29 protein-coding genes and 2 pseudogenes are annotated in these 22,256 nt (G+C 64.1%); 17 read left to right on the forward strand and 14 right to left on the reverse strand.

Annotated features, from left to right (window positions below; translation table 11 throughout):
* Window positions 1-15: 15 nt before the first annotated feature.
* From P0204_RS18840 to P0204_RS18855, 4 genes are read right to left on the reverse strand one after another with little or no spacing between them, the layout of a single operon-like run.
* Window positions 16-1,197, reverse strand: coding sequence for an inorganic phosphate transporter (locus P0204_RS18840; RefSeq protein ID WP_276224322.1), 1,182 nt, complete (start codon window positions 1,195-1,197; stop codon window positions 16-18).
* Window positions 1,198-1,218: 21 nt separating this feature from the next.
* Window positions 1,219-1,689, reverse strand: a complete 471-nt coding sequence (locus tag P0204_RS18845) for a YeeE/YedE family protein (RefSeq protein WP_276224323.1) — start codon at window positions 1,687-1,689, stop codon at window positions 1,219-1,221.
* Window positions 1,689-2,180, reverse strand: a complete 492-nt coding sequence (locus tag P0204_RS18850) for a YeeE/YedE family protein (protein ID WP_276224324.1) — start codon at window positions 2,178-2,180, stop codon at window positions 1,689-1,691. Before P0204_RS18850 ends, P0204_RS18845 begins: the two co-directional genes overlap by 1 nt.
* 6 nt (window positions 2,181-2,186) lie before the next feature.
* Window positions 2,187-3,380, reverse strand: a complete 1,194-nt coding sequence (locus tag P0204_RS18855; protein WP_276224325.1) for an MBL fold metallo-hydrolase — start codon at window positions 3,378-3,380, stop codon at window positions 2,187-2,189.
* A gap of 249 nt (window positions 3,381-3,629) precedes the next feature.
* Here P0204_RS18855 and P0204_RS18860 point away from each other — a divergent pair, with 249 nt between their 5' ends.
* The 3 genes from P0204_RS18860 to P0204_RS18870 are packed head-to-tail and all read left to right on the forward strand — an operon-like array spanning window position 3,630 to window position 5,201.
* Window positions 3,630-3,875, forward strand: a complete 246-nt coding sequence (locus P0204_RS18860; RefSeq protein WP_276224326.1) for a sulfurtransferase TusA family protein — start codon at window positions 3,630-3,632, stop codon at window positions 3,873-3,875.
* 1 nt (window position 3,876) lies between these two features.
* Window positions 3,877-4,449 (forward strand): DsrE/DsrF/DrsH-like family protein, encoded by a 573-nt coding sequence (locus tag P0204_RS18865; RefSeq protein ID WP_276224328.1) that lies wholly within the window; start codon window positions 3,877-3,879, stop codon window positions 4,447-4,449.
* A gap of 41 nt (window positions 4,450-4,490) precedes the next feature.
* Complete coding sequence (locus P0204_RS18870; RefSeq protein WP_276224329.1) at window positions 4,491-5,201, forward strand: type 1 glutamine amidotransferase; 711 nt, start codon at window positions 4,491-4,493, stop codon at window positions 5,199-5,201.
* A gap of 9 nt (window positions 5,202-5,210) precedes the next feature.
* On the opposite strand, the gene P0204_RS18875 is transcribed toward P0204_RS18870, so the two are convergent.
* The 3 genes from P0204_RS18875 to P0204_RS21015 form a co-directional block, all read right to left on the reverse strand.
* A complete protein-coding gene (locus P0204_RS18875) occupies window positions 5,211-6,362 on the reverse strand; it encodes an aminotransferase class V-fold PLP-dependent enzyme (protein ID WP_276224330.1) in 1,152 nt (383 codons plus the stop codon).
* 75 nt (window positions 6,363-6,437) lie between these two features.
* Entirely contained in the window at window positions 6,438-7,361 is a 924-nt protein-coding gene (locus P0204_RS18880; RefSeq protein ID WP_276224331.1) for an NAD(P)/FAD-dependent oxidoreductase, read from the reverse strand.
* 124 nt (window positions 7,362-7,485) lie between these two features.
* On the reverse strand, window positions 7,486-8,307 hold the full coding sequence (locus P0204_RS21015) for a nitrous oxide reductase accessory protein NosL (RefSeq protein ID WP_336406478.1): 822 nt from the start codon (window positions 8,305-8,307) through the stop codon (window positions 7,486-7,488).
* A gap of 106 nt (window positions 8,308-8,413) precedes the next feature.
* Here P0204_RS21015 and P0204_RS18895 point away from each other — a divergent pair, with 106 nt between their 5' ends.
* Both P0204_RS18895 and P0204_RS18900 read left to right on the forward strand, forming a co-directional pair.
* Complete coding sequence (locus P0204_RS18895) at window positions 8,414-9,103, forward strand: SCO family protein (RefSeq protein ID WP_276224332.1); 690 nt, start codon at window positions 8,414-8,416, stop codon at window positions 9,101-9,103.
* A gap of 2 nt (window positions 9,104-9,105) precedes the next feature.
* Window positions 9,106-9,894: a sulfite exporter TauE/SafE family protein gene (locus P0204_RS18900; protein ID WP_336406479.1), complete on the forward strand. Its 789-nt coding sequence runs from the start codon at window positions 9,106-9,108 to the stop codon at window positions 9,892-9,894.
* Window positions 9,895-9,924: 30 nt separating this feature from the next.
* Here the strand turns inward: P0204_RS18900 and P0204_RS18905 are convergent, their stop codons facing one another.
* On the reverse strand, window positions 9,925-10,155 hold the full coding sequence (locus P0204_RS18905; protein ID WP_276224333.1) for a hypothetical protein: 231 nt from the start codon (window positions 10,153-10,155) through the stop codon (window positions 9,925-9,927).
* Between the two features lie 87 nt (window positions 10,156-10,242).
* A pseudogene (locus tag P0204_RS18910) lies at window positions 10,243-11,246 on the reverse strand (arsenic resistance protein).
* A 187-nt stretch (window positions 11,247-11,433) separates the two neighbouring features.
* On the opposite strand from P0204_RS18910, the gene P0204_RS18915 reads away from it, so the two are divergent.
* The 6 genes and pseudogenes from P0204_RS18915 to P0204_RS18940 all read left to right on the forward strand — a co-directional run bounded on the left by P0204_RS18915 (window position 11,434) and on the right by P0204_RS18940 (window position 14,485).
* Window positions 11,434-11,796: a hypothetical protein gene (locus tag P0204_RS18915; RefSeq protein WP_276224334.1), complete on the forward strand. Its 363-nt coding sequence runs from the start codon at window positions 11,434-11,436 to the stop codon at window positions 11,794-11,796.
* A gap of 115 nt (window positions 11,797-11,911) precedes the next feature.
* On the forward strand, window positions 11,912-12,160 hold the full coding sequence (locus P0204_RS18920) for a sulfurtransferase TusA family protein (protein WP_276224336.1): 249 nt from the start codon (window positions 11,912-11,914) through the stop codon (window positions 12,158-12,160).
* Complete coding sequence (locus P0204_RS18925; RefSeq protein ID WP_276224338.1) at window positions 12,157-13,302, forward strand: NAD(P)/FAD-dependent oxidoreductase; 1,146 nt, start codon at window positions 12,157-12,159, stop codon at window positions 13,300-13,302. Before P0204_RS18920 ends, P0204_RS18925 begins: the two co-directional genes overlap by 4 nt.
* An 11-nt stretch (window positions 13,303-13,313) precedes the next feature.
* A complete protein-coding gene (locus P0204_RS18930; RefSeq protein WP_276224340.1) occupies window positions 13,314-13,934 on the forward strand; it encodes a helical membrane plugin domain-containing protein in 621 nt (206 codons plus the stop codon).
* Between the two features lie 31 nt (window positions 13,935-13,965).
* A pseudogene (locus P0204_RS18935) lies at window positions 13,966-14,151 on the forward strand (glycosyltransferase); the annotation flags it as partial.
* Between the two features lie 106 nt (window positions 14,152-14,257).
* A complete protein-coding gene (locus P0204_RS18940; protein ID WP_276224486.1) occupies window positions 14,258-14,485 on the forward strand; it encodes a hypothetical protein in 228 nt (75 codons plus the stop codon).
* Between the two features lie 291 nt (window positions 14,486-14,776).
* Here the strand turns inward: P0204_RS18940 and P0204_RS18945 are convergent, their stop codons facing one another.
* On the reverse strand, window positions 14,777-15,001 hold the full coding sequence (locus tag P0204_RS18945) for a YgaP family membrane protein (protein WP_276224342.1): 225 nt from the start codon (window positions 14,999-15,001) through the stop codon (window positions 14,777-14,779).
* A gap of 180 nt (window positions 15,002-15,181) precedes the next feature.
* Window positions 15,182-15,592, reverse strand: coding sequence for a thioredoxin family protein (locus P0204_RS18950; protein ID WP_276224344.1), 411 nt, complete (start codon window positions 15,590-15,592; stop codon window positions 15,182-15,184).
* A gap of 125 nt (window positions 15,593-15,717) precedes the next feature.
* Here P0204_RS18950 and P0204_RS18955 point away from each other — a divergent pair, with 125 nt between their 5' ends.
* The 6 genes from P0204_RS18955 to P0204_RS18975 all read left to right on the forward strand — a co-directional run bounded on the left by P0204_RS18955 (window position 15,718) and on the right by P0204_RS18975 (window position 18,784).
* The gene (locus tag P0204_RS18955; RefSeq protein WP_276224345.1) at window positions 15,718-16,038 is read left to right on the forward strand and encodes a DUF7471 family protein; all 321 of its coding nucleotides are present in this window, start codon (window positions 15,718-15,720) and stop codon (window positions 16,036-16,038) included.
* A gap of 57 nt (window positions 16,039-16,095) precedes the next feature.
* Window positions 16,096-16,656 carry a nitrous oxide reductase accessory protein NosL gene (locus P0204_RS18960; protein ID WP_276224346.1) on the forward strand — a complete coding sequence of 187 codons (561 nt, stop codon included), beginning with the start codon at window positions 16,096-16,098 and terminating at the stop codon, window positions 16,654-16,656.
* Between the two features lie 199 nt (window positions 16,657-16,855).
* Window positions 16,856-16,999 (forward strand): DUF2080 family transposase-associated protein, encoded by a 144-nt coding sequence (locus P0204_RS18965; protein ID WP_276224348.1) that lies wholly within the window; start codon window positions 16,856-16,858, stop codon window positions 16,997-16,999.
* Window positions 17,000-17,007: 8 nt separating this feature from the next.
* Window positions 17,008-18,237, forward strand: coding sequence for an RNA-guided endonuclease InsQ/TnpB family protein (locus P0204_RS18970; RefSeq protein ID WP_276224350.1), 1,230 nt, complete (start codon window positions 17,008-17,010; stop codon window positions 18,235-18,237).
* A 179-nt stretch (window positions 18,238-18,416) separates the two neighbouring features.
* Window positions 18,417-18,575 carry a hypothetical protein gene (locus P0204_RS21200; RefSeq protein ID WP_419181164.1) on the forward strand — a complete coding sequence of 53 codons (159 nt, stop codon included), beginning with the start codon at window positions 18,417-18,419 and terminating at the stop codon, window positions 18,573-18,575.
* Between the two features lie 26 nt (window positions 18,576-18,601).
* Window positions 18,602-18,784: a hypothetical protein gene (locus P0204_RS18975; RefSeq protein ID WP_276224351.1), complete on the forward strand. Its 183-nt coding sequence runs from the start codon at window positions 18,602-18,604 to the stop codon at window positions 18,782-18,784.
* Between the two features lies 1 nt (window position 18,785).
* Here the strand turns inward: P0204_RS18975 and P0204_RS18980 are convergent, their stop codons facing one another.
* From P0204_RS18980 to P0204_RS18990, 3 genes are read right to left on the reverse strand one after another with little or no spacing between them, the layout of a single operon-like run.
* Window positions 18,786-19,601: an ABC transporter permease gene (locus P0204_RS18980; RefSeq protein ID WP_276224352.1), complete on the reverse strand. Its 816-nt coding sequence runs from the start codon at window positions 19,599-19,601 to the stop codon at window positions 18,786-18,788.
* Window positions 19,598-20,317, reverse strand: coding sequence for an ABC transporter ATP-binding protein (locus tag P0204_RS18985; protein ID WP_276224354.1), 720 nt, complete (start codon window positions 20,315-20,317; stop codon window positions 19,598-19,600). The genes P0204_RS18980 and P0204_RS18985 overlap by 4 nt, the downstream gene beginning before the upstream one ends.
* Window positions 20,314-22,227: a NosD domain-containing protein gene (locus tag P0204_RS18990; RefSeq protein WP_276224356.1), complete on the reverse strand. Its 1,914-nt coding sequence runs from the start codon at window positions 22,225-22,227 to the stop codon at window positions 20,314-20,316. The genes P0204_RS18985 and P0204_RS18990 overlap by 4 nt, the downstream gene beginning before the upstream one ends.
* Window positions 22,228-22,256 lie beyond the last annotated feature (29 nt).

The following is a 22,256-nucleotide window of genomic DNA, read 5'->3' on the forward strand; positions in this document are numbered from 1 at the left end:
CGGACAGCCTGACGGTCAGAGCGCGCTCATCGCGGTCATGGATCCGAAGCCAACCGCCAGAGCGAGGGCGAACGACCCGGCCCACGCGCCGACCGTAAGCGCAATTTTTCTCGGATCGACAGCCTCACTCCCTCCGACCGCGGCGCCGCTTCCGATGATGGCGCTGACCACGATCTCGTTGAACGACACCGGCACACCGAGGAAGACGGCGAGCTGGGCGATGAGGAACGAAGGGACGAGTGCAGCGATAGAGCGCCGCGGCCCCAGTGAAGAGTAGTCCTGTGCGAGCGACTTTATCATCCGAGGCGCGCCGGTCCAGGATCCGACGAGGATACCGAGGCCGCCGCCCAGCAGGACAACCGCTGGTGAGAGCATCCCGACCTCCTCCAGTAGTGGGAGCAGCGGGCCGACCGCGAGTCCGACCTGACTGCCCCCGGCCGAAAAGGCGACTAATGAACCGAGCGCCAACAGGACGTGCCTGAGCCCGCCGGCTTCGTCGCGGCGGATATCTCGATACACCATGCCCCACACCGCGAGGGCGACGACACCGGAGAGCACGGTTATCGCTACGAGCCCATTGATGCCGAGCAGCCGCCGTCCAAGGCCGGTCAGCGAGCCTGGAGCGCCACCGGGGCCGAGAAACGCGAACTCGACGTTGGCAAGCACGACACCGACCAACGCAGCCAGCGTCGGAATCGTGGCCGCTTCCGGAACGTCCGGCCGCGGCAACACGCTGGCGATTGCGTAGGCGAGGCCGCCGCCGACGACCGGTGTCAACACCCAGATGGCCCCGATTTGCTGGTACTTATCCCAGACCGGCGAACCACCGAGGGCCATCCCAACACCGATTACCGCGCCGGTGACAGTAAAGGCCGTCGCGATGGGGTAGCCGGTGTAGATGCCGACGGCCATGAGTCCGGCGCCTGCCAGTAGTGCGACAATGACACCCGTTGCAGGGAGGGTGACACCGCCGACGAGGCCGCGTCCGACTGCCTCCGAGACGTTCGCCCCCTGTGTCACCGCACCGGCGAGCCCGAAGATGCCGACGACAAAGGCCGCCTTCATGGTCGAGATAGCGTTGGCACCGACGGCGGGCGCGAAAGGTGTCGCGCCGCTGGAGCCGGCACCGATGACCCAGGACATAAACAGGCTGGCGATACCGGCGGTCAGGAAGAGGGCGAGAAGTTGGAGTTCCATTGCGACAGACGTGAGTAGTGTTCAGTCCGCACCCGTGGGTGCGGGGTCGACGCTGTCGGCTGCCCGGCTTCGCCACCATCCCTGCAGGTACGCCCCAAGGAACATCCCTGCCAGCGCCCAGAGGATCGTCACGTTGCCGATCCCGAGGCTGGCGTAGGCAGCACCAGGACAGATGCCTGACAGCCCCCAGCCGACGCCGAAGACAGCGCCGCCGACCAGCACGTTCCGGTCGAAGGACTTGAGCCGGCGTTCGAACCGATCGCCGGTCAGTGGCGCTCGGTCCAGCACGTGCGGCATGACGAAGAACACGACCCCCGTGACGGCCGCGCCGCCAAACATCACGAACAGCAGGCCGAAGTCCTCGAACTGGAGGAAGTTCAACACCACTTCGGGGCGGGCCATGTGGCTGTAGCCCAGCCCGAAGCCGAAGATGAGTCCGCCGACAAGCACGAGCGGGATGAACAGCGGATGGCGGTCACTGGACCCCGTCATTACGGCGTCACCCCCAGTGCGGCGACGATCTGTGCGGTCAGTATCGCCACCAACAGGAAGGCGAGCACGCCCGCAATGGACGTTTTCGAGGCCGACCCCACGCCACAAACGCCGTGGCCCGAAGTGCAGCCCTTCCCGACTCGTGTCCCGATGCCGACGAAGACGCCGCCCAACAGGAGTCGCCACCACGAGACGTCTGTTGTCCACGCGCCGCCCTGATAGACCACCGCGTACACCGCAGCCCCGAGGATAATACCGAGCGTGAACACGATCCGCCAGTCCCGTGAAGCCACGTACTGCTGGAACCGCGACTGGCCGGAGACGTACGACAGCGTCGACTCAAGGAACGTGCTCGCGCCGGCGCTGATACCGGTGCCCACGTAGATTACGGCCGCGCCGAGACCGACGAAGAGCCCGCCGATGGCGTACCGGCTGATGCCGTTGGGGAACAGTTCGGCGGCCAACTGCAGCGGGACTGGATCAGCTACCATTACTGTTCAGTCACCCGCGAGCGATTCCTGGCTCGCCGCGCAGTTGTTGGGACCCAGTTCCAGCGTGAACGCCTCGTCGTCGTCGACGGCGTTCTGTCCGAGGTTCGTCGCGATGATGTCCTCGTAGTTGGCCGGCCGCGGCGGCATGTCGGCCAGAATCGTTTCGACGAAGTCGTCCTCGTCCATGGTCAGCGCGTCCATCTCCTCGACGAGCTGGCCGAGTGGTGCGGTGTAGGTGGTGTCGTCGGCCGGTTCAGCCGCGTCGCTGAAGTGCGCGCCTCCGACGAGCGTGTCGTCGGGCAGCGTGAGCACGCGCTCCTGCAGCGACTCGTAGAGCATGCGCGCGGCGTCGGATGCGCCCTCGTCGCCCTCTTCGAGGTCCGGCCGGGCGACGCTCTCGATAAAGAGCCCGTCGCCGGTGGCGAGCAGGCTGTCACCGACGAGGTAGGAGGTCATCCCGGTGGTGTGGCCGGGCGTCGCGACGGTTTCGATGGTCACGTCGCCGACGTGGAACTCGTCACCGTCCTCGGCGTTGGCGAGGTCGGCGGCGTAGGTGACGCCGCGGTCGACGGACGCCGCGGGTATAACACCCTCGACGCCCTCGTCGTCAAGGTCACGAACCCCGGAGATGTGGTCCGCGTGAATGTGTGTGTCGAGTGCGTATTTCAAGTCGACACCCAGCTCATCGGCGTTGTCAAGGTAGCGGTCGGTGAAGGCCCGAAGCGGGTCAATGACCGCGGCCTCGCCGTCGTCGTAGACGAAGTAGCCAAGACACCCGGAGGACGGGCGCTGGTACTGCAGCAGCGTCCCGGGACCGTCGTACTCGGCGACTTCGACGGCGTCGTAAATGCGGGCCCAGCCGTTCATCCCGTCTTCGAGGTGGTGCACGTCGTAGCCGCGTTCTGCCAGCGTGCCCGCGACGTACTCGCTGGCACCGCCCTTGGCACAGAGGACCGTGACCTCGCGGTCCTCGGGAACCTCTTCGAGCACGCCCTCGTCCAAGTCATCCTCCAGGAAGTGGAAGTACGGAACGTTGGACGAGTCGACGTTATCACCGTCGATATGCCACTCCTCGTATTCCCCCGACATGCGCGTGTCGAGGATTGTGACCGACTCTCCGCCGTCGATTCGCTGTTTCAGCGTTTCGGGTGGGACAGATTCGACTTCTGCGTCCGGCGTCGGGAAGTCTTCAGCGTTCATGTAGTACACTCATTGGTACAGGGTTGAAGGATAAAAGAGTTTGTATAGAAATTCCCAATATACACAATATCAATATCTGAGTATAGTTCGATTGAAACAATAACTGTCGCTTCAAGGGCTCTGAGTGGGTTATTTTTCCCCTCTCCCCGTATACAGAAGTTCTATTATAGCACAATAATCGACATTCTTTTAACCACCGAGATAATATTGTGTAGTAGCTCCAATACAGTAGCTGGAGTCCTTCCAACAATGAATGAAGCATTCGATATCACGGAGACGCTCGACGTGAAAGGTGCATCGTGTCCTATGCCCGTCGTCAAGACCAAGAACGCCATCGACAACCTCGCCGAGGGGTCGGTACTGGAGGTGCTGGCCACGGACAGCGGCAGCATGAGCGACATCGAGGGATGGGCTGAAGGAACGACTGGCGTCGAACTACTCGAACAGGTTGAGGACGGCAACGTGTACAAGCACTACGTCGAGAAGACGGCCTAACATGAGTACGGACACACCGTCGGCGGGCGACAGCGATTCGATGACCGAGGCCGAGCTACAGGCCCGAATCGAAGAGCTCGAGGAGACCGTCGCCGACCTGGAAGCCGACGACGAACAGAAGAAGATGACCATCGTCGCCACTCAGGGAACCTTCGACATGGCGTATCCGCCCCTCATCCTCGCCAGCACCGCGGCCGCCTTCGGCTGGGACGTCGTCGTGTTCCACACCTTCTGGGGGCTAGACATCCTCCACGAGGGAAAGTCCGGGAACCTCCAGCTGTCGGCTGTCGGAAATCCGAACATGCCGATGCCGAACGCGCTGGCGGCACTGCCAGGCATGGACCGGATGGCGACACGTATGATGGAAAAGCGCATCGACGACAACGGAACGGCGACGATCGACGAACTCATCGAGCTATCGTTGGACCAGGGTGTCGAACTCCAGGCCTGCCAGATGACCATCGAGTTGATGGACTACGACGAGGACGACTTCTACGACGACGTCACCGTTGGGGTCGGCGCGGCCACTGCACTCCAGCACATGGCCGAATCCGACATCCAGCTGCTCGTCTGAGCGGCGACAGCCCCTGTGAGATTTCCCGCTGGAGTAAACAAATGAACCAAACAATCGCAATCGTCGACGCATCAGTCGGTGAGACGCCCGCAGAGCGCAACCTGAGCCGGTCGCTCGACGCCGAGACGCAGGTGTACAAAGTCAGCGACGGTCGGTTTCCACCTGTCCCGACCGGACCAAACCGACGGTACGACGGCGTGGTCGTCAGCGGCTCACAGACGTCGGTGTACGACGACCTCGACTGGATTCACGACCTCACGTCGTGGATTCGGGACGTCCATCGAGCGGACGTGCCGACGCTGGGGATTTGCTGGGGCCATCAGTTCCTCGCGCAGTCCCTCGGCGGCCGCGTGGTCGACATGGGCGAACACGAACTGGGCTACCGAACGGTTCGCCGGCGGGGCGACGACCCGCTGTTTGCCGACATGCCCGCGTCATTCACCGCGTTCCAGACCCATTCGGACAGAGTCGCCGAACTACCGCCGGGCAGTGCCGAACTGGCGCGAAACGATTACGGGATACAGGCGTTCCGTCTGGGTACGCGCTACGGCGTCCAGTTCCATCCCGAGTACGACCGCGAAACGGCCGAGTGGGTCATCGGTAACAAGGAGCTCACCGACGACCGGCGGGCGGCAGTGACGGCGACGATTACCGACGAATCGGTCGCGGCCGCCCGTGATGCGACGACGGTGTTCGGCAACTTCCTCGAACTGGTCGCCGCCCACCAGCGTCGGCCGGATCGGTTCGGCTGACTCCGTCCGTCAGAGGTCCGCGTTCAGTTCAGTCGCGAGCCGGTCGACTTCCGACTCGGTGTTGACTGCGTGTATCGACGCTCGCACTGCTGAGGGCTCTGGCAGCGAGCGGACGACAATACCCGCATCGGCCAACCGTTCGACCGTCGCCTCCGGATTCGGGACGCCGACAGTCACGAGACCGGACTCGGGTGACACTGGACTCAGCAGTCGCTCGCTTGGCACCTGTTCGGTGAAATGGGACACGAGCGTCCGGATTCGGGACTCGATACGGTCGACACCCACGTCTTCGATGGTATCGATGGCCTCCGCGAGCGCGACGTGCAGGGCGGGGTTGGCTGACCCGAGCTCGAACCGCCGGGCGCCCGCCGCGTACTCGAACGGGTCCGCCGTCGGCGTCTCGACGCTCCGGTAGCCCACCATTCTGGGTTGGAGTGAGTTGGCCGTGTCGCCGTCAATGTAGAGGAACCCCCCGCCCCAGAGCCCCAGCAGCCACTTGTGGCCCGCCGCGGCGACAGCGTCGGCCCCCCACGCCGAGACATCCATCGGCAGTTGGCCTGGTACCTGCACGGCGTCGACCAGCACGAATGCGCCCGCGTCGTGCGCGATATCGACCAGCTCGGAGACCGGCAGTCTGGTGCCGTGCGTCCACGTAACCGCGCTGAAACACGCGACGTCCGCACCCGAGACGGCCGTTTTGAAGCGTTCACGGTCCAGACGACCGCTCTCGGTCTCGATGACGCGAACCTCGACACCCTCCCGCTCCAGCCGCTGCCACGGCAAGGTTCCGGCGGGGTGTTCGAGGTCGGTCCGGACCACCACGTCCCCGGCGTTGAGTCCGAGGCTGTCGGCTACCGCATTGATGCCGGCCGTCGTGCTCTCGGTCAGCGCGATCTCGTCGGGTTCCGCACCGACGAACGAGGCCACACGCGCCCGTACATCGTCGAAAGCGTCGAAGGCGGTTCGGTAAGGGTCGTCCTCAACGAACGCGGCGTACTCGTGGGACGCGAAGAACTCACGGGCAGCCGAGACGACGTATCGAGGGCTCGGCCCATGTGCGCCGTAGTTCATGTAGACGCCCCGTTGGAGCCCGGGGATGTCCGCCCGGAGTTCGCTCGGAGTGAGTGAACCGGTCACCTGTTGCTGGTCGAACGAGGTCATCGGGTGAGTCTACGCACCCAGTATCCAATATACTTGTGATTTCTATACAATACTATCGTGCCGTCGAATCGCTCGTCAGTCAGCCGCCGCGTCGTCGATTTTCTTGTAGTCGACGTAGTCGGCCCCGCGGAACTCCTCAAGGAGATTGATGGCCGCCCGAGCGCCTTCGCCGATTGACGTAGATATCTGTTGGTGACCGCCGGTCACGTCGCCGGCCGCGTACACCCGTTCGGCGGTCGTTGACTGGTCGGGGTCGGTCTGTACCTCCCCGCCCTCCACCGGGATACCGAGCATCTCCGCGATATCGGTGCCACCGGCAGTGCCTAGTGCGACGAACAGGCCGTCAATGTCGATGCGGTCGCCCGTCTTGGTGCGGACGCCCTTGAGTCCGTCTTCGCCGACCAGCCTTTCGAGCCGGTCGGTGACAACCCGGATACCGGCGTCGTCGACCCGGTCCTGCAGTTCGGGGTCGGCCTCGAACGGGGAGTCGTTGGTCAGGAGTCGGACGTCGTCGGTGTAGTCCAGCAACATCAACGCCTCCTTCGCGGCGTAGTTCCCGGTACCGACCACGGCGACGGGACTGTCGCGGTAGAAGAACGCGTCACACTCGACACAGTAGGAGACGCCGTCGCCCTCGTAGGCTTCGACCTTGGCGATAGCGGGCCGCTCGTAGTCGGCACCGGTCGCCAGTATCACGCCCTCTATCTTGTACTCGTCGTCGGTGGTCTCGACGCGGTAGCTGTCGCCGGCAAGCCCGACGTGGACGACCTCCTCCTCGACGATTTCCGCGCCGAACTTCGTCGCGTGTTTGCGCCCGAGCTCGACCAGTTCGGGGCCGGTCACGCCGTCGGGAAAGCCGTAGACGTTCTCCATCGTATCGACGTCCCGGGTCGTCCCGCCGCCGCTGTCGAAGACAAGCGTGCGCCGGTCGGCCCGGGCCATGTAAATCGCTGCGCTCAGTCCGCTCGGTCCGCCACCGATTACCGCCACGCCAGTCATGTGTATATAGTACAAGACTGCGGGCACATTTATGCCCTCCGATGGGTGAACATCCCGTCGAACGACGGATCGATAACCGGGAACACGAAAGGGCGACGCCCGGTGTCGCCCACCAGTGGTCCGACTACTCGACGAGTTGGCCACGGTACTGCTCGGCCAGTTCGCCGTCGAAAGCGGTCAGTTCGACGATGTCGTCCTCGGTAAGGTAGTCGACCTCGTCGACGTAGCTGACGGCGTCCTCGCGGGCGGCAAAGGGAGCGGGATTGACCTGCATCGGGTCGTCGAGACGGTCTCCATCGGTCTCGAGGGCGTAGTACGCGGCTGTTCCATCGATGAGTTCCCGCGAGTTCAGGTCCCTGATCCACAGCCCCGTGATGTCGGCGTCGGTCGCCGCGAACTGGTCCGGGACGGCGTAGTACGTCGTCGCACAGCCGGACGTGCAGAAGAACGCCCGGGTGTTGTCGTCGTGGACGGCCTGTGCGTTCCAGTCCGGGAAGTTTGTGGCCATCATGTCACAGACGGCACACCGTGCATCCTCGGGGACGTCGACCGACGCCTGGGACTCGGTCGCGGTTTCGCTCCCCTCGTGAGCGACGTAACTCGTGCAGTACCCGCTGGGGTCTATCGTCCCCTCGACGATACCGCAGGCACCGACGCCGTCGCCGTTCTTGTCGAGGATGTAGTAGGTACAGCCGGAACACTGCTGGCCGTCCTGTGGCTCGGACTGGTAGTTCACGGTACTCTGCGTCGAGAGGGTCGAGGGGTCGCGTTGTTGGCCGTTCAGACTCGTCGCCGTCCGGTACTGCTCGGGCACCCCGCCACTCGACGTCGCGGTCGAGGTCCGGTCACCGCCGCCCGAACAGCCCGCCAGAGCGGCGGCGGACCCGCTTCCCATCAGTGCGAGCATCGTCCGTCTGTCCAGTGTCGGGATAGTCCCTCGTGCCATATCTCGATGTCCGGACGCGCTAATCAAATGCGGTCTGGTACGACCGTCGTACCGTTTCGAAAACCCCACCATACCGCTTACCTCCGGCAGTTAGAAAGAATGACCCATGCAGCGACGGGCCTTCCTCACAGGCAGTCTTGGCGTCGCCGCTGCGAGTGCCGGTTGTCTCACGGCTGCACTCAGAGGCGACGACGGCGGCGAAACAGTGCTCGCCCCACAGGCCGACCAGCAACACGACGGTGGGAGCCTCCCGTATCCGACGTACGGAGAGCCGTTGCCGTCGTTCACCGTCCCCGACCCGTTGGCCGACGAACTGGTCGCGAGCGACGACGTCGACGGCACGCTGGTAGTAACCGCCTTCTTTACCACCTGTCCCGCCGAGTGCGTCCAGCTCATCGGCCAGCTGGCTGGCGTCCAACACGGCACCATCGAGCGGGGCATCGATGGGGAGGTGACTTTCCTCGCGGTCACGTTCGACCCCAGCCGTGACGACGCACAGGCCCTCCGGGAGTACGGACAGCAGATGAACGTCGACCTGTCGGCGGGGAACTGGCGGTTCCTCCGGCCGGACTCCCCGGAGCGCGCCGAAACCGTCGTTGAGGGGAAGCTCGGCGTGACCTTCGACCGTATCGACGCCAAGACGTCCGAACGGTTGGAGGGATACGACTTCCGGCACCTCTCGCTTACATTCCTTCGGAACCCGGGCGGCACCGTCGAGCGGGCCTACCGGACCGAGCGGCCCGACCACCAGCGCGTGCTCTCGGACATCAAGACGGTCGTTGAGGCGACCAGCTGACGATGCAGTCCTGTACACCTGCCAATCCGCTGCTTGGCACGGAGACGCTCGGATTGCCGGTACTGGTACTCGTCGGCCTGCTCGGCGGGGCCCACTGTATCGGAATGTGCGGGCCGCTGGTCGCGATGTACGCCGACCGGATGGACGAGGGCCGGCGCGATGACGTCCTGTCGTTCCGGGAGATTCGCCAGCATGCGATGTTCAACCTCGGACGGACGGCCACCTACACGCTTCTGGGTGGGCTGTTCGGGCTTGCGGGCCAGCTCACCTTCGTCAGCGTCCGGGAGGTAACTCTCGTCGCGACGGAAGTCAGGGCGGTGACGGGTATCGTCGTGGGTCTCGTCGTCGCCGTCGTTGGTGTCGGCTACGTTACCGGCAACGGTGTGCGAACCGTACCGATTTCAGGCCTCGACCGAGTAACGAGCCGGCTACGGAATGCCATGCTCCAGCGAGTCGACGAGTGGGTCGGCGACTACCGCATCGCCGGCCTCGGTGCCGTTCACGGATTCCTGCCGTGTCCGCTGCTGTACCCGGCGTACCTGTACGCCTTCGTGCAAGGCTCTGCACTTGGTGGGGCGGCAGCACTTGGCGCTCTCGGGCTTGGGACCGTTCCGGCCGTCTTCGTAACCGGGACAGTGTTCGACGGACTGGATATCGGCAGTCGTCAGCGCCTCCACCGTGGCCTCGGTGTCGCCTTCGTCGTGCTCGGCTACATCCCGCTGCAACACGGTCTCGCCGCGCTCGGCATCGCGCTTCCGGCCGTCCCGCTTCCGCACTTCCAGCCCTGGTGATCGGGCGCTGGCCGGCCCGGACTGTCGGTCTCAGTCTTCGAGTCCGAAATCGGCCAGCGAGTGCGTGTGGTGCCACACCGCGACAACCTCGTCCGTGTCGAATGTGAGGACGCCGTCCGTCAGCTGGATTCGGACGGTTCCGTCCGTTATCTCCGTGTCGTGCAGATGCATCTCCAGGGGATCATCGAACTCAGACACCGCGAGTATCAGTTCACCTTTCTCTTCGAGCTTCGACTGCAGTTCGTCGGTTTCGACTACCATTGCATCTGTGCTTGGATGGAATGTAGTAAAGGACCCTTTCTATTTGCAAAATACAATTTTTAATGAAGAGTTTTATATTCTTAATTCTCATACGAGTCTGGCAACGGCCTCCCTGAGTGACAGTCCTTCCCCGACGACGCCGCGCCGGTAGTGCAGGTAGACGACGCCCACGGCGGCTGGAGGATGTACGCCAGCGCGATGGGCAGGACGGCTCCGTTCGGCAGCGTCCCGGCGGCGACGACGATTGCCACAGCTATCGAGAGATTCCGCATGCTCGTGACATAAACCAGTGGCACCCGTTGTTCGTCGCCGAGGAAGACGCTCCCGAGGGCCGACCCGACGACCAGCACGGCGGCGTAAAACACGACGAGCGGGACGATAAGCCTGGCAGACGTAACTGGATCGGCGAGGATCGCCCTCGACCGCATCGTCATCGCGATGAATACGATGAGCATGACGCCGACGGAGCTAAGTCCGCCGAAGGTGGGTTTCAGCTGGCGGAACCCTTCCGGACCGTACCGACAGTGGAGGAGCCGCCGGGTGAGGTTCCCGGTCACCATCGGTACGACGACGACCTGTGCGAGCTAGCGGTACAGCGCCGTCGGCTCGGACCCGACACTTCCTGGTATCATCACTGACAGGTACACCGGGAGTATCGCGACCGCGGCAAGCAGGTTCACCGCCATGGCGACCAGTGCTGACTCCAGGTCGCCGTCGGCCAGCCAGGTCCAGGCTGCGGTCATCCCGGAGGTCGGGATGAGTGCGGCGAAGCAGAGCTCGATGGATCACTCGGCGTTACCGGCAAAAAAGGCCCGTGGGAGCAGGACGGCCAGCAGCGGGGTGGGCAAGAAGTTCACCACCAGATTAAGCCCCACCGGCCGACCGTGTGTCCGCAGGTTACGTATCTCGTCGAGGTCGATATTGATCATCATCGGATATATCATCAGGAACAACACCGGCATGATGGCTGTCTGTAACAGCCCGCGGGTACTCTTGCCGGCCACCTGCCAATAGGCGAGGCCAGTGACTAGCGCGCCGATGACGACGTAGATAAGATTGGCTTTCAGCGTCTCGAGGTGTCTCCGTATCATGATTATATGGCGGTGTCTCGCCCTGTGTCACCGGTGGATGGCCCGGAACCACAGCGACTGACGCCGTACGTTCGGGGTCCGACTGCCAGTATAAGATTGTTCAGCTGGCACAATACAAAGAGCTCCCAGCCGGCCGTTGGCGTGTGACAACTTCAACTACATATCGGCCTACCGCGTTCTCCCGGACATGCCAGAGACACAGTCGCACTCGACCGGTGGACGAATGAGCTCGCTGGCCACACTCGAACAGGGAATTGTCGTGCTCGTGGTCATTACTGCGTTCACACACATCTACCCCGGGGTCGTCGAGGGCGCGCCACCGCTCGTGCTCGCCGGTCTGGGATTTCTCGGCGGGGCGGCGCTGTACCTTCGAGGCGTTCGCAGACGTGAACTCGCCCTCGCGGCGATCCCGTACACGGCCGTCCAGATACCGATGTGGCTCTTCATAAAAGCAGGCAACTACACGCTCGTCGGTTACGTCGACAAGGCCGTCCAAGTGGTACTGATCGGGGCACTGCTTGTCTTCGTTTTCGGCCGTAGCCGCGACTGACCCGCTGTACGCTCGCTTAGACGTAGCGAGGCATGGACAACCGATTGTTTTCCATAGTCTTGGAATTTCCACACACTATTAAATGATCTCCTTGCCTACATACAGACGAGAAGCCATGACCACCAATCAGAGTCAATCTGAGGCAGATACGACCGTCGACGCCAGGGGTGCGACGTGTCCGGGTCCGCTGATGGATCTCATCTCCGAGGTTCGGGCCGTCGATACCGGTACTGTCATCGCCCTGCTGAGCGACGCCGAGAAGTCGCCGACCGAGGTTGAGGAGTGGGCCGAGAAGTCCGGCAACGAGGTCACCGATGTCGTAGACCAGGGCGACCACAACAGGATTCACGTGAGGAAGCTATGACTGAACACATCGCAATCGTCGGCGGCGGCACCGGTGGCACCGTACTTGCAAACACCCTAGCGGAGAAACTCGGTGCGGAAATAGCCGCTGACAAAGTCGAAATCACGCTGTTCAACGACGGTGAAGACCACGTCTACAAGCCAGTGTGGCTCTACGTGGCCTTCGGCCAGCGTGAACCCGCGGACGGCCGACGACCCCTCCGAGAGGTCGTCGACGAGCGCGTCACCATCAGGCACGACTACGTCGTGGACATCGACTACGACCGGAAGGAACTCGAACTCGTCGATGCCATAGACCCAGCGCCGTACGACAAACTCGTCGTCGCAACGGGGGCCCAGCTCGACCCTGAACGGGTCCCGGGCCTCGCCGATGGGAGCCACCACTTCTACGGCGAAGACGGTGCACAGGCCCTCCGTGACGAGCTCCTGACGATGGACGGCGGGCACATCGTGTTGAGCGTCGTCGGGACGCCACACATGTGTCCGGCGGCGCCGCTGGAGTTCACGTTCATGGTCGACGACTGGCTCCGAGAACGTGGTCGCCGGGACGAGTTCGACATCACTTACACCTATCCTATCATGCGGGTCCACGGGAACGAACACATCGCCGAGTGGGCCGACCCGCGACTCCGAGAGCGCGATATCGGCGTCGAGACGGTGTTCAACGCCGAGGCCGTCGATCCCAAGTCCGAGACCATCACGTCGATGGAAGGGACGAAGCTGGAGTACGACCTCCTCGTCGCCATCCCGCCACACACCGGCAGCGACTTCGTCGAGTCGGCCGGCCTCGGCGACGGTGGCTGGGTCGACGTCGACCAGCACACGCTCGAAGCGACCGGCTTCGAGGATGTCTACGCCATCGGTGACGCCGCCCAGACCGGGGTTCCGAAGGCCGGGAGCGCGGCCCACTATCAGGCCAACGTCGTCGCCCAGCGCCTCGCGAGCGAGGTCCGCGGCCAGCCGGCGGCGGCCGTCTACGGCGGCAAGACCATCTGTTTCATCGAGACTGGGATGGATGACGCGACCTTCGTCGAGTTCGACTACGAGCGACCGCCGGAACCCAGCGAACCGACCCAAGCCATGCACTGGTCGAAGCTCGCCTACAACGAGTCGTACTGGCTCACTGCCCGGGGGCTGCTCTGAGGTGCCGACCGATGAGTGAACAACAGCCCTCGCCCGACGAGCCGCCGGTGGAACTGAGCGCCGCCATCAAGGAGAACCCCGAGGCCTTTGCCACGTTCGTCCGGAACCTCGATACGGTCAACGAACTGGTTGAGGTAGCCGAACTCGGTACCGCCGCGATGGACGACGAAATGGTCGCCGAACTGGCCCGGACCGGCGAACGGCTTACCGAGTCCGCCGACGCCGTCGCGACCGACGAGACCGTCTCGCTCGCGACCGTCGTCGGCCAGAACGGGGAGACGCTTGGCGAGGCCATCGAAACGCTCGCTCGGCTCCAGCGCAGCGGTGCACTTGATGACGTGGTCGAACTGGCCGAACTGGCGTCGCTGGCCAAGTCGGCCCTCAACGACGAGACGGTGGTCTCGCTTGCCGGGACCGGCGGGTCGCTGGGCGAACTGGCAGACACCGCGGCGAAAGACGACACCCGAGGCGCGCTGCAGACCGTCCTCGGCGCGCTCGGCGACGCGGACGCCAACGGGCCCGTCGGCCTCGGAGACGTCTGGGCAGGGATTCGCGACGGGGAGTTCCTTGCGGGCGCCCGGTACGCGCTCTCGATAGCCAAATCGCTCGGCCACGCGGTCCAGAACCGCTGAGGGGCGACTCCTCTTGACTCCCGTCGAGATCGTGGTACCGGCGTACGACGAAGCGGGTCGAATCGGCCCGACAGTAGCATCGCTAACCGATCGCTTCGACGTGTTCGTCGTCGACGACGGCTCGACCGACGGGACGGTTCGCGAGGCACGGGATGCTGGGGCACGCGTCGTCGAACAGCCGACCAACCGTGGCTACGTCGAAGCGCTCAAGCGAGGGTCTCGCGAGAGTGAGGCCGAAGTGCTCGTCACGTTCGACGCTGACGGCGAGCACCGCCCGGCCCTCGGCACACCCTCTCAACCGCCTCGCACGACTCCGGGTCGACGTGACCGACTCGGGAACCGGACTGCGGGCGCTCCGTCGGGAACTTGCCATGCAGTTGGACCTCGACACGGTGTGTACCTGCGGGACGTTCGTGCTCGAAGCGGCCGACGAGGGTGCGGGCATCGGCGAAGTCCCGATTACCACGCGGGAAGTGCAGAAACCGCGCGGTACCGCGTGGGTACACGGTTTCCAGCTGTGGCACGTCCTCAGATACCTGCTGCGTGACTAGTGTAACGGCTCTTACCGAAAACAGTTCTCTCTGGTCTCTATCAGGTAGCAGCGTGCGAGATGGACAGCACGTATGTAGTGACCATATTTATTCATCAGCTAGCGGTTATATATTAGCATGGCCACTGAGTGGGACAGCTTTTCGACGGGACTCAAAGAACGGCTACTGTTAATTGTGGTACAATTGGTGGTTCTAATCGCTCTCGCTGGCGGTTTCGCGTATATTGCTGCGTACACTTGATTCGGCCAATGCCGACGAATACTGTCTCACATCGGAATCGAACCCGCCCGTTCACCGGGTGTCGACCGAACAGGTGTCGACACCCAGGAGACCGTACAGGCCACAGAACCCGGTGAAGCCGGTGGCCAGCAGTATCACCGAGCCGACCCCGAGCACGGGCGCGAGTATCGCCGGCAGCGGAACGGCACTGGCGAGGATACCTAGCGAGAAGAGTCCCGCGAGGGCACCGAGCAGGATTCTGGCAGTCTTGTCCGTCGAACCGACGTTTCGTTCCATACTGTACAGTTGATCGCCCGGGCACAATAGCGCTTCGATTGTACAATACAAACAATAAAGGTCGCCGTCTGACTCGGGATGGTAGGGCCGCCACCCACACTCGGCCATGTCCGTCGCGCGCGTTCGGGTGACACTATGACCACGAGCAGTGCCGTCAGCCGTGGTGGCACGACGACAGTATCAGGCGTAGCTCTCGATGAGCGAGCGGAGTCGTGGTTCCTGTTGCATCCCCACCAGGTGCTCGACCGGCTCCCTGTCGGCGAACAGCAACAGTGTCGGCATGCTACGGATGCCGTACTGGACGGCCGGCTGTTGGTTCGCGTCGATGTCGACTTTCGCCACCGTCGCGTCGGTGCCGGCCGCGACGCGCTCGACGACGGGTTCGAGTTGCTTGCACGGGTCACACCAGTCGGCGTAGAAGTCCACGAGGACGACCCCGTCGCCGACGGTCTCCTGCAGTTCCTCCGCGCCGCCGACGTGGACCAGTTCGCTCGGCGACGCGTCGGCGGATGCGTCCTCGTCCGTCCGCCGTTCCCCGTTCCGAATTTCCTCTAGTTTCTGCTTTCGAATCTCCTCCAGTTCGTCGGTCATCACCAGTACGAACGCACTCGTCTGGTCTATCTGTTTTGCACGAATTGTACAACAATGGCTGCCACGACGACCCAGTAGGTGTCGAAACTGTTTCGACGGTGACTCCCAAAATAACGGGGAGAAGTATGCTTCAACTGACCGGTACCTGGCTTGGGCAGGGCCAGGCGACGGCCCTGCTCGTGGTCATCGGGCTCGCAACGCTGGGGACCGCGGCGCTCTTTCTGGTCGCCACCGCCGGTGCGCTCCGCCGGAAGAGCCAGCCGTACCTGCTGTTGACGGTTGCCATCGGTCTACTCGTCGTCCGGTCGTTCGTCGGCATCGGCACCGTCTTCGGCGCTGTCCCGATGCCGATCCACCATCTCGCTGGCCACGGCGTCGACCTCTCGATTGCCCTGCTGGTGCTGGCGGCTATCTTCCTCGTCGATACCCCGGGCTCCCCGGAGTGACTGGTTTTCGACGACCCCACCAAGAGCCATTTGTCCGTCCTTGCGGTAGGTTCGCGTATGTCAGAACGTACACCTGGCCCAACACGGCGACAGGTGCTTGCCGGCACGGCGACGCTACTGGCGCTTGCAGGGTGTCAGAGCGGCGGTAATACGGCTGAGCCGGTCACCATCGCAGCGGACGACAACTGCGACCAGTGCGGGATGGTCATATCGGAGCATCCCGGGCCGGTCGGCCAGACCTACTACCGGGACAACACACCGACCGCTCAGGACGCACCGGCCCGCTTCTGTAGCACGACCTGTACCTACCGTCACCGGTTCGCCAAAGAACAGCAGGGATGGACACCGACGACAACTTATCTCACCGACTACAGTGCCGTCGACTACGACCTCCGGACCGAGGGCATGGCCACCGTGCTTTCACATCACCTCGGCGCGTCTGCGTTCGCCCCGTTGTCGGCCCTGACCGTCGTCGCCAACTCGGACGTGGAGGGCGCGATGGGCACCGCTATCGTCCCCTTCGGCGATAGCGGCGACGCCGAGTCGTTCGTCAAGGAGTACGGCGGCCAGACGCTCCCCGCCGAGGACATCCAGCGCGAACTGGTCAGCAGCGGTTGACCGGGTATTCCTGCCAACTGAGAACGGGCAACGGGCTGTTTTTACCTGAATTGAGGCGCTAAGGCCCCTTCCTCAAGGAGCGACCGAAGGGAGCGAGTAGAGAGGGGATACAGCGCCGCACAGTTCTCATAAACAATTCGGTGGCAGGCCCACAGGCCCACCGCCACGTTTATGTTGAAACGAAGTATAAACATGGTTGATGGACAGTCACGAGATAGAAGGCCACGAGGTCATCACCGGGACGGTAAAAGCGACTGGTAACGGCGCTCACGTCCTCGTTCCGAAGGACTGGCGTGGCGCGGATGTGAAAATCGTCCGGACAAGCGAAGCCACTGACGAATAGCCCAACAGATGAACTACAACTACAGGTATCGGCTTCGTCCGTCCGACGCTCTCGAAGACCAGTTAGCGTGGACTGTCGATACCTGTAGACAGGTCTACAACCACTTCCTCTACCGACTCAATCGACACGACGATACCTTGGCATACTCCGAGCAAAAACGGCTTCCCGACCTCAAGAAGTGGTGGACCGACCTGAAGGACGTTCACTCGAAGGTTCTCCAGAAAGTCGTTCAACGGCTGTACGACAACCTCACCACGCTCCGTGGCCGCAAGGAGAACGGCCACCACGTCGGGACGCTCAACTGGAAGGTACCCGGCGAGTACCGCAGTTTCACCTACAGTCAATCCGGCTTCAAGCTCAAAAACACGAGCGGTCGAACGCGACTGTGGCTCTCGAAACTCGGTGAAATCCCGCTCACCTTCCACCGTGACCTGCCCGACAACGTTGATATTAAGACCGTCACAATCAAGCAGGAACCGACCGGGAAGTGGTACGCCGTCCTCGGCATCGAAACGCCTGACTCTCCACCGGCGAAGCCCGAGAATCCCGAGAAGTGCGTCGGCATCGACGTGGGAATTCTCAAGTACGCTCACGACACCGACGGAACTGCCGTCGAATCGCCAGACATCGCAACCGAACGCGAGCGGCTGGAACACGCACAGGGGGAACTATCGCGGAAGGAACACGGGTCAGAAAATTGGGAGAAACAGCGGAAGATTGTAGCCGAACGCCACGCCGACCTCAAGCGAAAGCGTCGTGATTTCCTCCACAAACTGTCGAACTACTACGCCACCGAGTACGACTTGGTGGCCGTAGAGGACTTGGACGCGAAAGGCTTGGTCGAACTGCCGGGCAACTCGCGCAACCGGGCAGGCGCGGCGTGGGGAACGTTCCTGCGGATGCTCAAATACAAGTGCGAACGCGAAGGCACGCATTTCGTCGCCGTGAACCCGAGCGGGACGACCAAGGAGTGCGCGTCGTGCGGCGTTTCGACGGACAAGCCGTTGTGGGTCCGTGAACACTCCTGTCCAGCCTGCGGATTCGAGGCAGACAGGGACGCGAACGCGGCATGGAACATCCTTTCTCGCGGCCTCGAAGATGTAGGAGTGGGATACTCCGAATCAACGCCTGTGGAGACTGCGCTCCCTGTGGATACCAATTCGGTGTCTGCAAAGCGCGTCGTTGAAGCAGGAAGCCCTACCCTCAAGGAACGAGCCGCGTCAGCGGCGAGTGAGTAGGGTAGGGTAGTTCACTGTGGGATATCAGGTCGAACTACCCAATGGCGACGGTCAGACAGCGCGTGCACGACTACGTTCGGGCCAACCCGTGGTCCACTTCAGCGCGCTCAAAGAGGAGCTGAATATCGCGACGGGGGCAGGCCCAGTACCACCTCCGGAAGCTCAACCCGGCCGGTGACATCGTCGCGGAAGAGATCCGGGGCCAGACACACTACTTCGACCGGTCCTACGACCCGTGGGAGCGCCGCGTCCTCCCGTTCGTTCGGCGCGAAACGGCCCGCGCACTGCTCGGGCACCTGCTGGAGGACGGCCCGCTGGGCGCGGCCGAGCTGAGCTGAACCGCAGTACGGTCGCGTGGCACGTCTTGTCGCTCGCCGACGCGAGCATCGTCGAGAAGTCGTACGGCGCTCGTGGACGTGTCGGCGTTAAACTGGTCCGGCCAGCGGAGACACGTCGCCTGCTGGGCGACGTGACCGCCTCGCTTGCAGACCGCCTCGTCGACCGCTTCAGGCTGCTCGTCGACAAAGTGTTGGCCGACGGCAATTAACTCATCGCAGTTGCGCGACGGCCGCCGCGCCCACCAGTGTCGATACCCACCAGCCACCCAGTGCGACGGTGGCGAGCCACCCTGGGACGAACGACGACCGGATCGGGACGGCCACGTACAGCACCTGGTCGAACACGAGCCCGCGGTACGCCCCGGCCGGTGTCACCGAGAGTGCGCCGCCGAGTGACTCGCTGGTCAGGATACCACCGTCCAGCGCCGCGAAGACGGCCACGTCCCCGCCGACGGTGAGCACCAGCAGGCCGGCCAGCGAGAGCACGAGCGCGCGGCTCCGCGAACCGGCAAGCACCGACAGGAGGACCGCCAGCGACAGCGAGACGAGACCGTAGACCAGCGTGATTGCGAGAAACCGGAGGTACAACAGGGGCGAGTCGACCCCTCGGTGGCTCGCGAACACCGTCGTCTCGGGACCGGCCGTCGTGGCCACGTGGACGCCAAGTGCCGCCAGCGGGACGCCGACGACGGCCACGAGTATCACCGCCCGTCCCGCGTACGTGCCGCCGACGTACCCCCATATCGGGAGCGGGTACGTCTCCAGTACATCGAGTTCGCCCCGCGAGATCGGGTCCGAGAGCGCCCGGTAGCCAATGGCGAAGGCGACGGCGGGCACGAGCAGCTCCACGACGACGAGCACGTCGACCACCGTCGGCACGTATCCGCCCGTGGGTCCGCCGCCGGCGATAGCGACGCCGAAGACGGCGACGACCGTCACGAGCCCCAGCGCCAAGTAGCTCCGCGAGCGGGCCGCCGCCCTGACCTCACGAGCGAACACATGCCAGACGCGGTCGGCCGTCGTCATCGGTCGCCCCCCGCGGTGACGACGCCCGTCTCGCCGGCGAGCAGCGACGTGAACGTCTCGTGTAACGGGCCGCCGGTCCGCTCCCGCAGTTCGGCCGGGCTGCCGGTGGTGTGGAGCCGCCCGGCTTCGAGGACGGCCAGTCGGTCGGCAGTCCGCTCGACCAACGGGAGTTCGTGTGAGCTCAACACCACGGCCCGGCCCTCCGCGGCAATGGACTCGACGACCTCGAATATCCGATCGCTCATCGCCGGGTCGAGCCCGCTGGCCGGTTCGTCGAGCACCATCACGGGCGGGTCGCCGGCCAGCGCCTGCGCGATACCCAGCAGCCGCGTCATCCCGCCCGAGAGCCCGGTGACCGGGCGGTCGGCCACGGCTCCCAGCCCGACCGACTCCAGCAGCCGGTCCGGGTCGTCGTCGACGAGCCCGGCGTAGAAGTCAGCCGTCTCGGCGACCGTAAAGCCCGGGCGAAACGTCGGCCGCTGTGGCAGGTAACCAAATCGTCTGACGGCTTCGGGGCCGTGGTAAGAGACAGAGCCCAGCGTGGGCCGTTCGACACCTAACAGGAGTTCAAGCAGGGTCGTCTTCCCCGAGCCGTTCGGGCCGATGAGCCCCGTCACGGCGTTGCCAGGAATGTCGAGGGTGACCTCGTCCACGGCCGTCACGTCACCGTAGGACTTGGTCAGGTCGTCGGTCGACAGATACGGCTCGGTCGTCACGGCGGTACCTCCGTCGTGGTTCCGTTTCGTACCATGGTGAGTGTGTCGGGGTTGGCAGGTTCGGCCAGCGGTGCGGTGTCGACGATGCTCCCGCGGCGGAACCCAGGCGTCGTCCCGCGCAGCGCCCGCAACGCGCGGACACTCGGGGCCGAGCGAAGCACCACCGCGGCGTTGGTGTGGTGGAGCTGCCCGTCGACGGTGTCGGTCGGTGAGTACGGCTGGGTCAGTGTCGACCCATCGTCCGCCGAGAGGTCGTAAGCACCGCTCCAGTAGTTCCCCCGGCCGTCGTCAGTGTACCGCCGCAACGGCCCGGGGCCGGAGACGGCGTGCTGGTCGTTCGCCACGAAGTCGTTCTCGGTGACGGTGTTCGACGGTAGGACCGTGGCGGCGGTGATACCGATGTCGTTCCCGTAGACGACGTTGTGTTCGTACAGCGACCGCCCGGCGTTGGCCGACAGCGCCCGCGTGGTGTTGGCCATGACGTTGTGGCCGATGTAGCTCCGACTGCCGGCCATCATGATACCGCTCCCGGCGTTCCGTACGTCGTTGCCGACGACGGCGTTGCTCTCGGGGTTCGTCATGACGACGACGCCGGCGTACTCCGGTCCCCGGGCGACGTTGTCGGCGACCAGCGTTGAGGAAGTGTACATCAGGTGGACCCCGAAGCGGTCGTTGAGGAAGGTGTTCTCGCGGACGACGGTCCCGTCGGCCCGGTGGAGATAGATGCCGTCGCGTCCGCCGCGGAACGTACTGTGCTGGACGACGACGTCGGCGTGCATCCCGACGACGCCCATGAAGCCATCCTGCCAGTCTGCAGTTCCGTTGACGGTAACGTTCTCGACGACGGCGTCCGATGTCCGTCTGAGTACGAACCCGCTCGATCGTGTCTCGACAGTGACGTTCGCCACGTACAACTGAGAGGCGTTGTGAGCGGTGACAGCCGCGTCGCTGTTGCCGTAGGCCGCTGTCACGGTCGCGTCCCACGCCGAGCCGTTCATAGCCGAGCGGTTGCCGGTGGTCTGGTTCCCGACACCAGTGATGGCCATGTCGGTGATGGCCACGCGGTCGGCCATCACCGCAACGACGGTACCGTTGCCGCCGCCGTCGAGCGTGGCGTTCCGCCCGCGGAGCGTCAGTGGCTCGTCGATGCTCACCTGCTCGCGGTAGGTGCCGTTGGGAACGACGACGGTGGTGTTGGGTGGGGCCTCGTCGACGGCTGCCTGCACCGTCGGGGCGTCTTCACCGACCACGACCGAGACCGGCCGAGCGTCAAGTGCTCGTGCGGCCCGGACAGTCGCGTTGGCCGTCACCTGCCGATCGTCGACCTGCTGTCGGATGGTGGCGGCCCCGTCTTCCTCGAACGAGTGGGACCGGACCGTCGCCCAGTCGACGACCCCGCCGCCACAGCTGTCGGCGAACACGTCGGCGGCGTCGCGGTTTCCGAACGGCACCACAGCGAGACCCGAGGGAGTCCGTGCGCTCCCGTTGACGACGTAGTGGGCCTCGCTCGCGCCCACCCACCTCGGCGACGAGTCAGTCCGAAGCGTCCCGTTCTCGCCACAGCGAGCCCCCGTGTCGCTGTAGTCGGTGACGTACACCGTGAGCGGGTAGCCGAACTGCTGTTCGTGGCCCGGCTCTGTCAGCGCCGCCACCGTCCGGTCGAGGCCGACGTAGCCGACGACGTAGCGGTACTGCGAGTAGAACACCTGCGCTCGGGGAATAGTGATATCACGGTTGAGCGCGCGCTGCTCGTCGGCCATTGTGATACCGCGCTGGACGGTCCGGTCGAACGGGACGGGGCCGGGACGCTCGCTGCTGAGGTCGACCACGAACGCAGCTCCGAACACGACGACGGCGAGGAGGACGGTGAGTGCGGTCACCGTCTGCCAGAGCGACAGTCTCGAGCCCATCTCGCCTCTGACTACGGGACCCCGGGCAA

Source organism: Haloarcula halophila (assembly GCF_029278565.1).
Lineage (GTDB): Archaea > Halobacteriota > Halobacteria > Halobacteriales > Haloarculaceae > Haloarcula > Haloarcula halophila.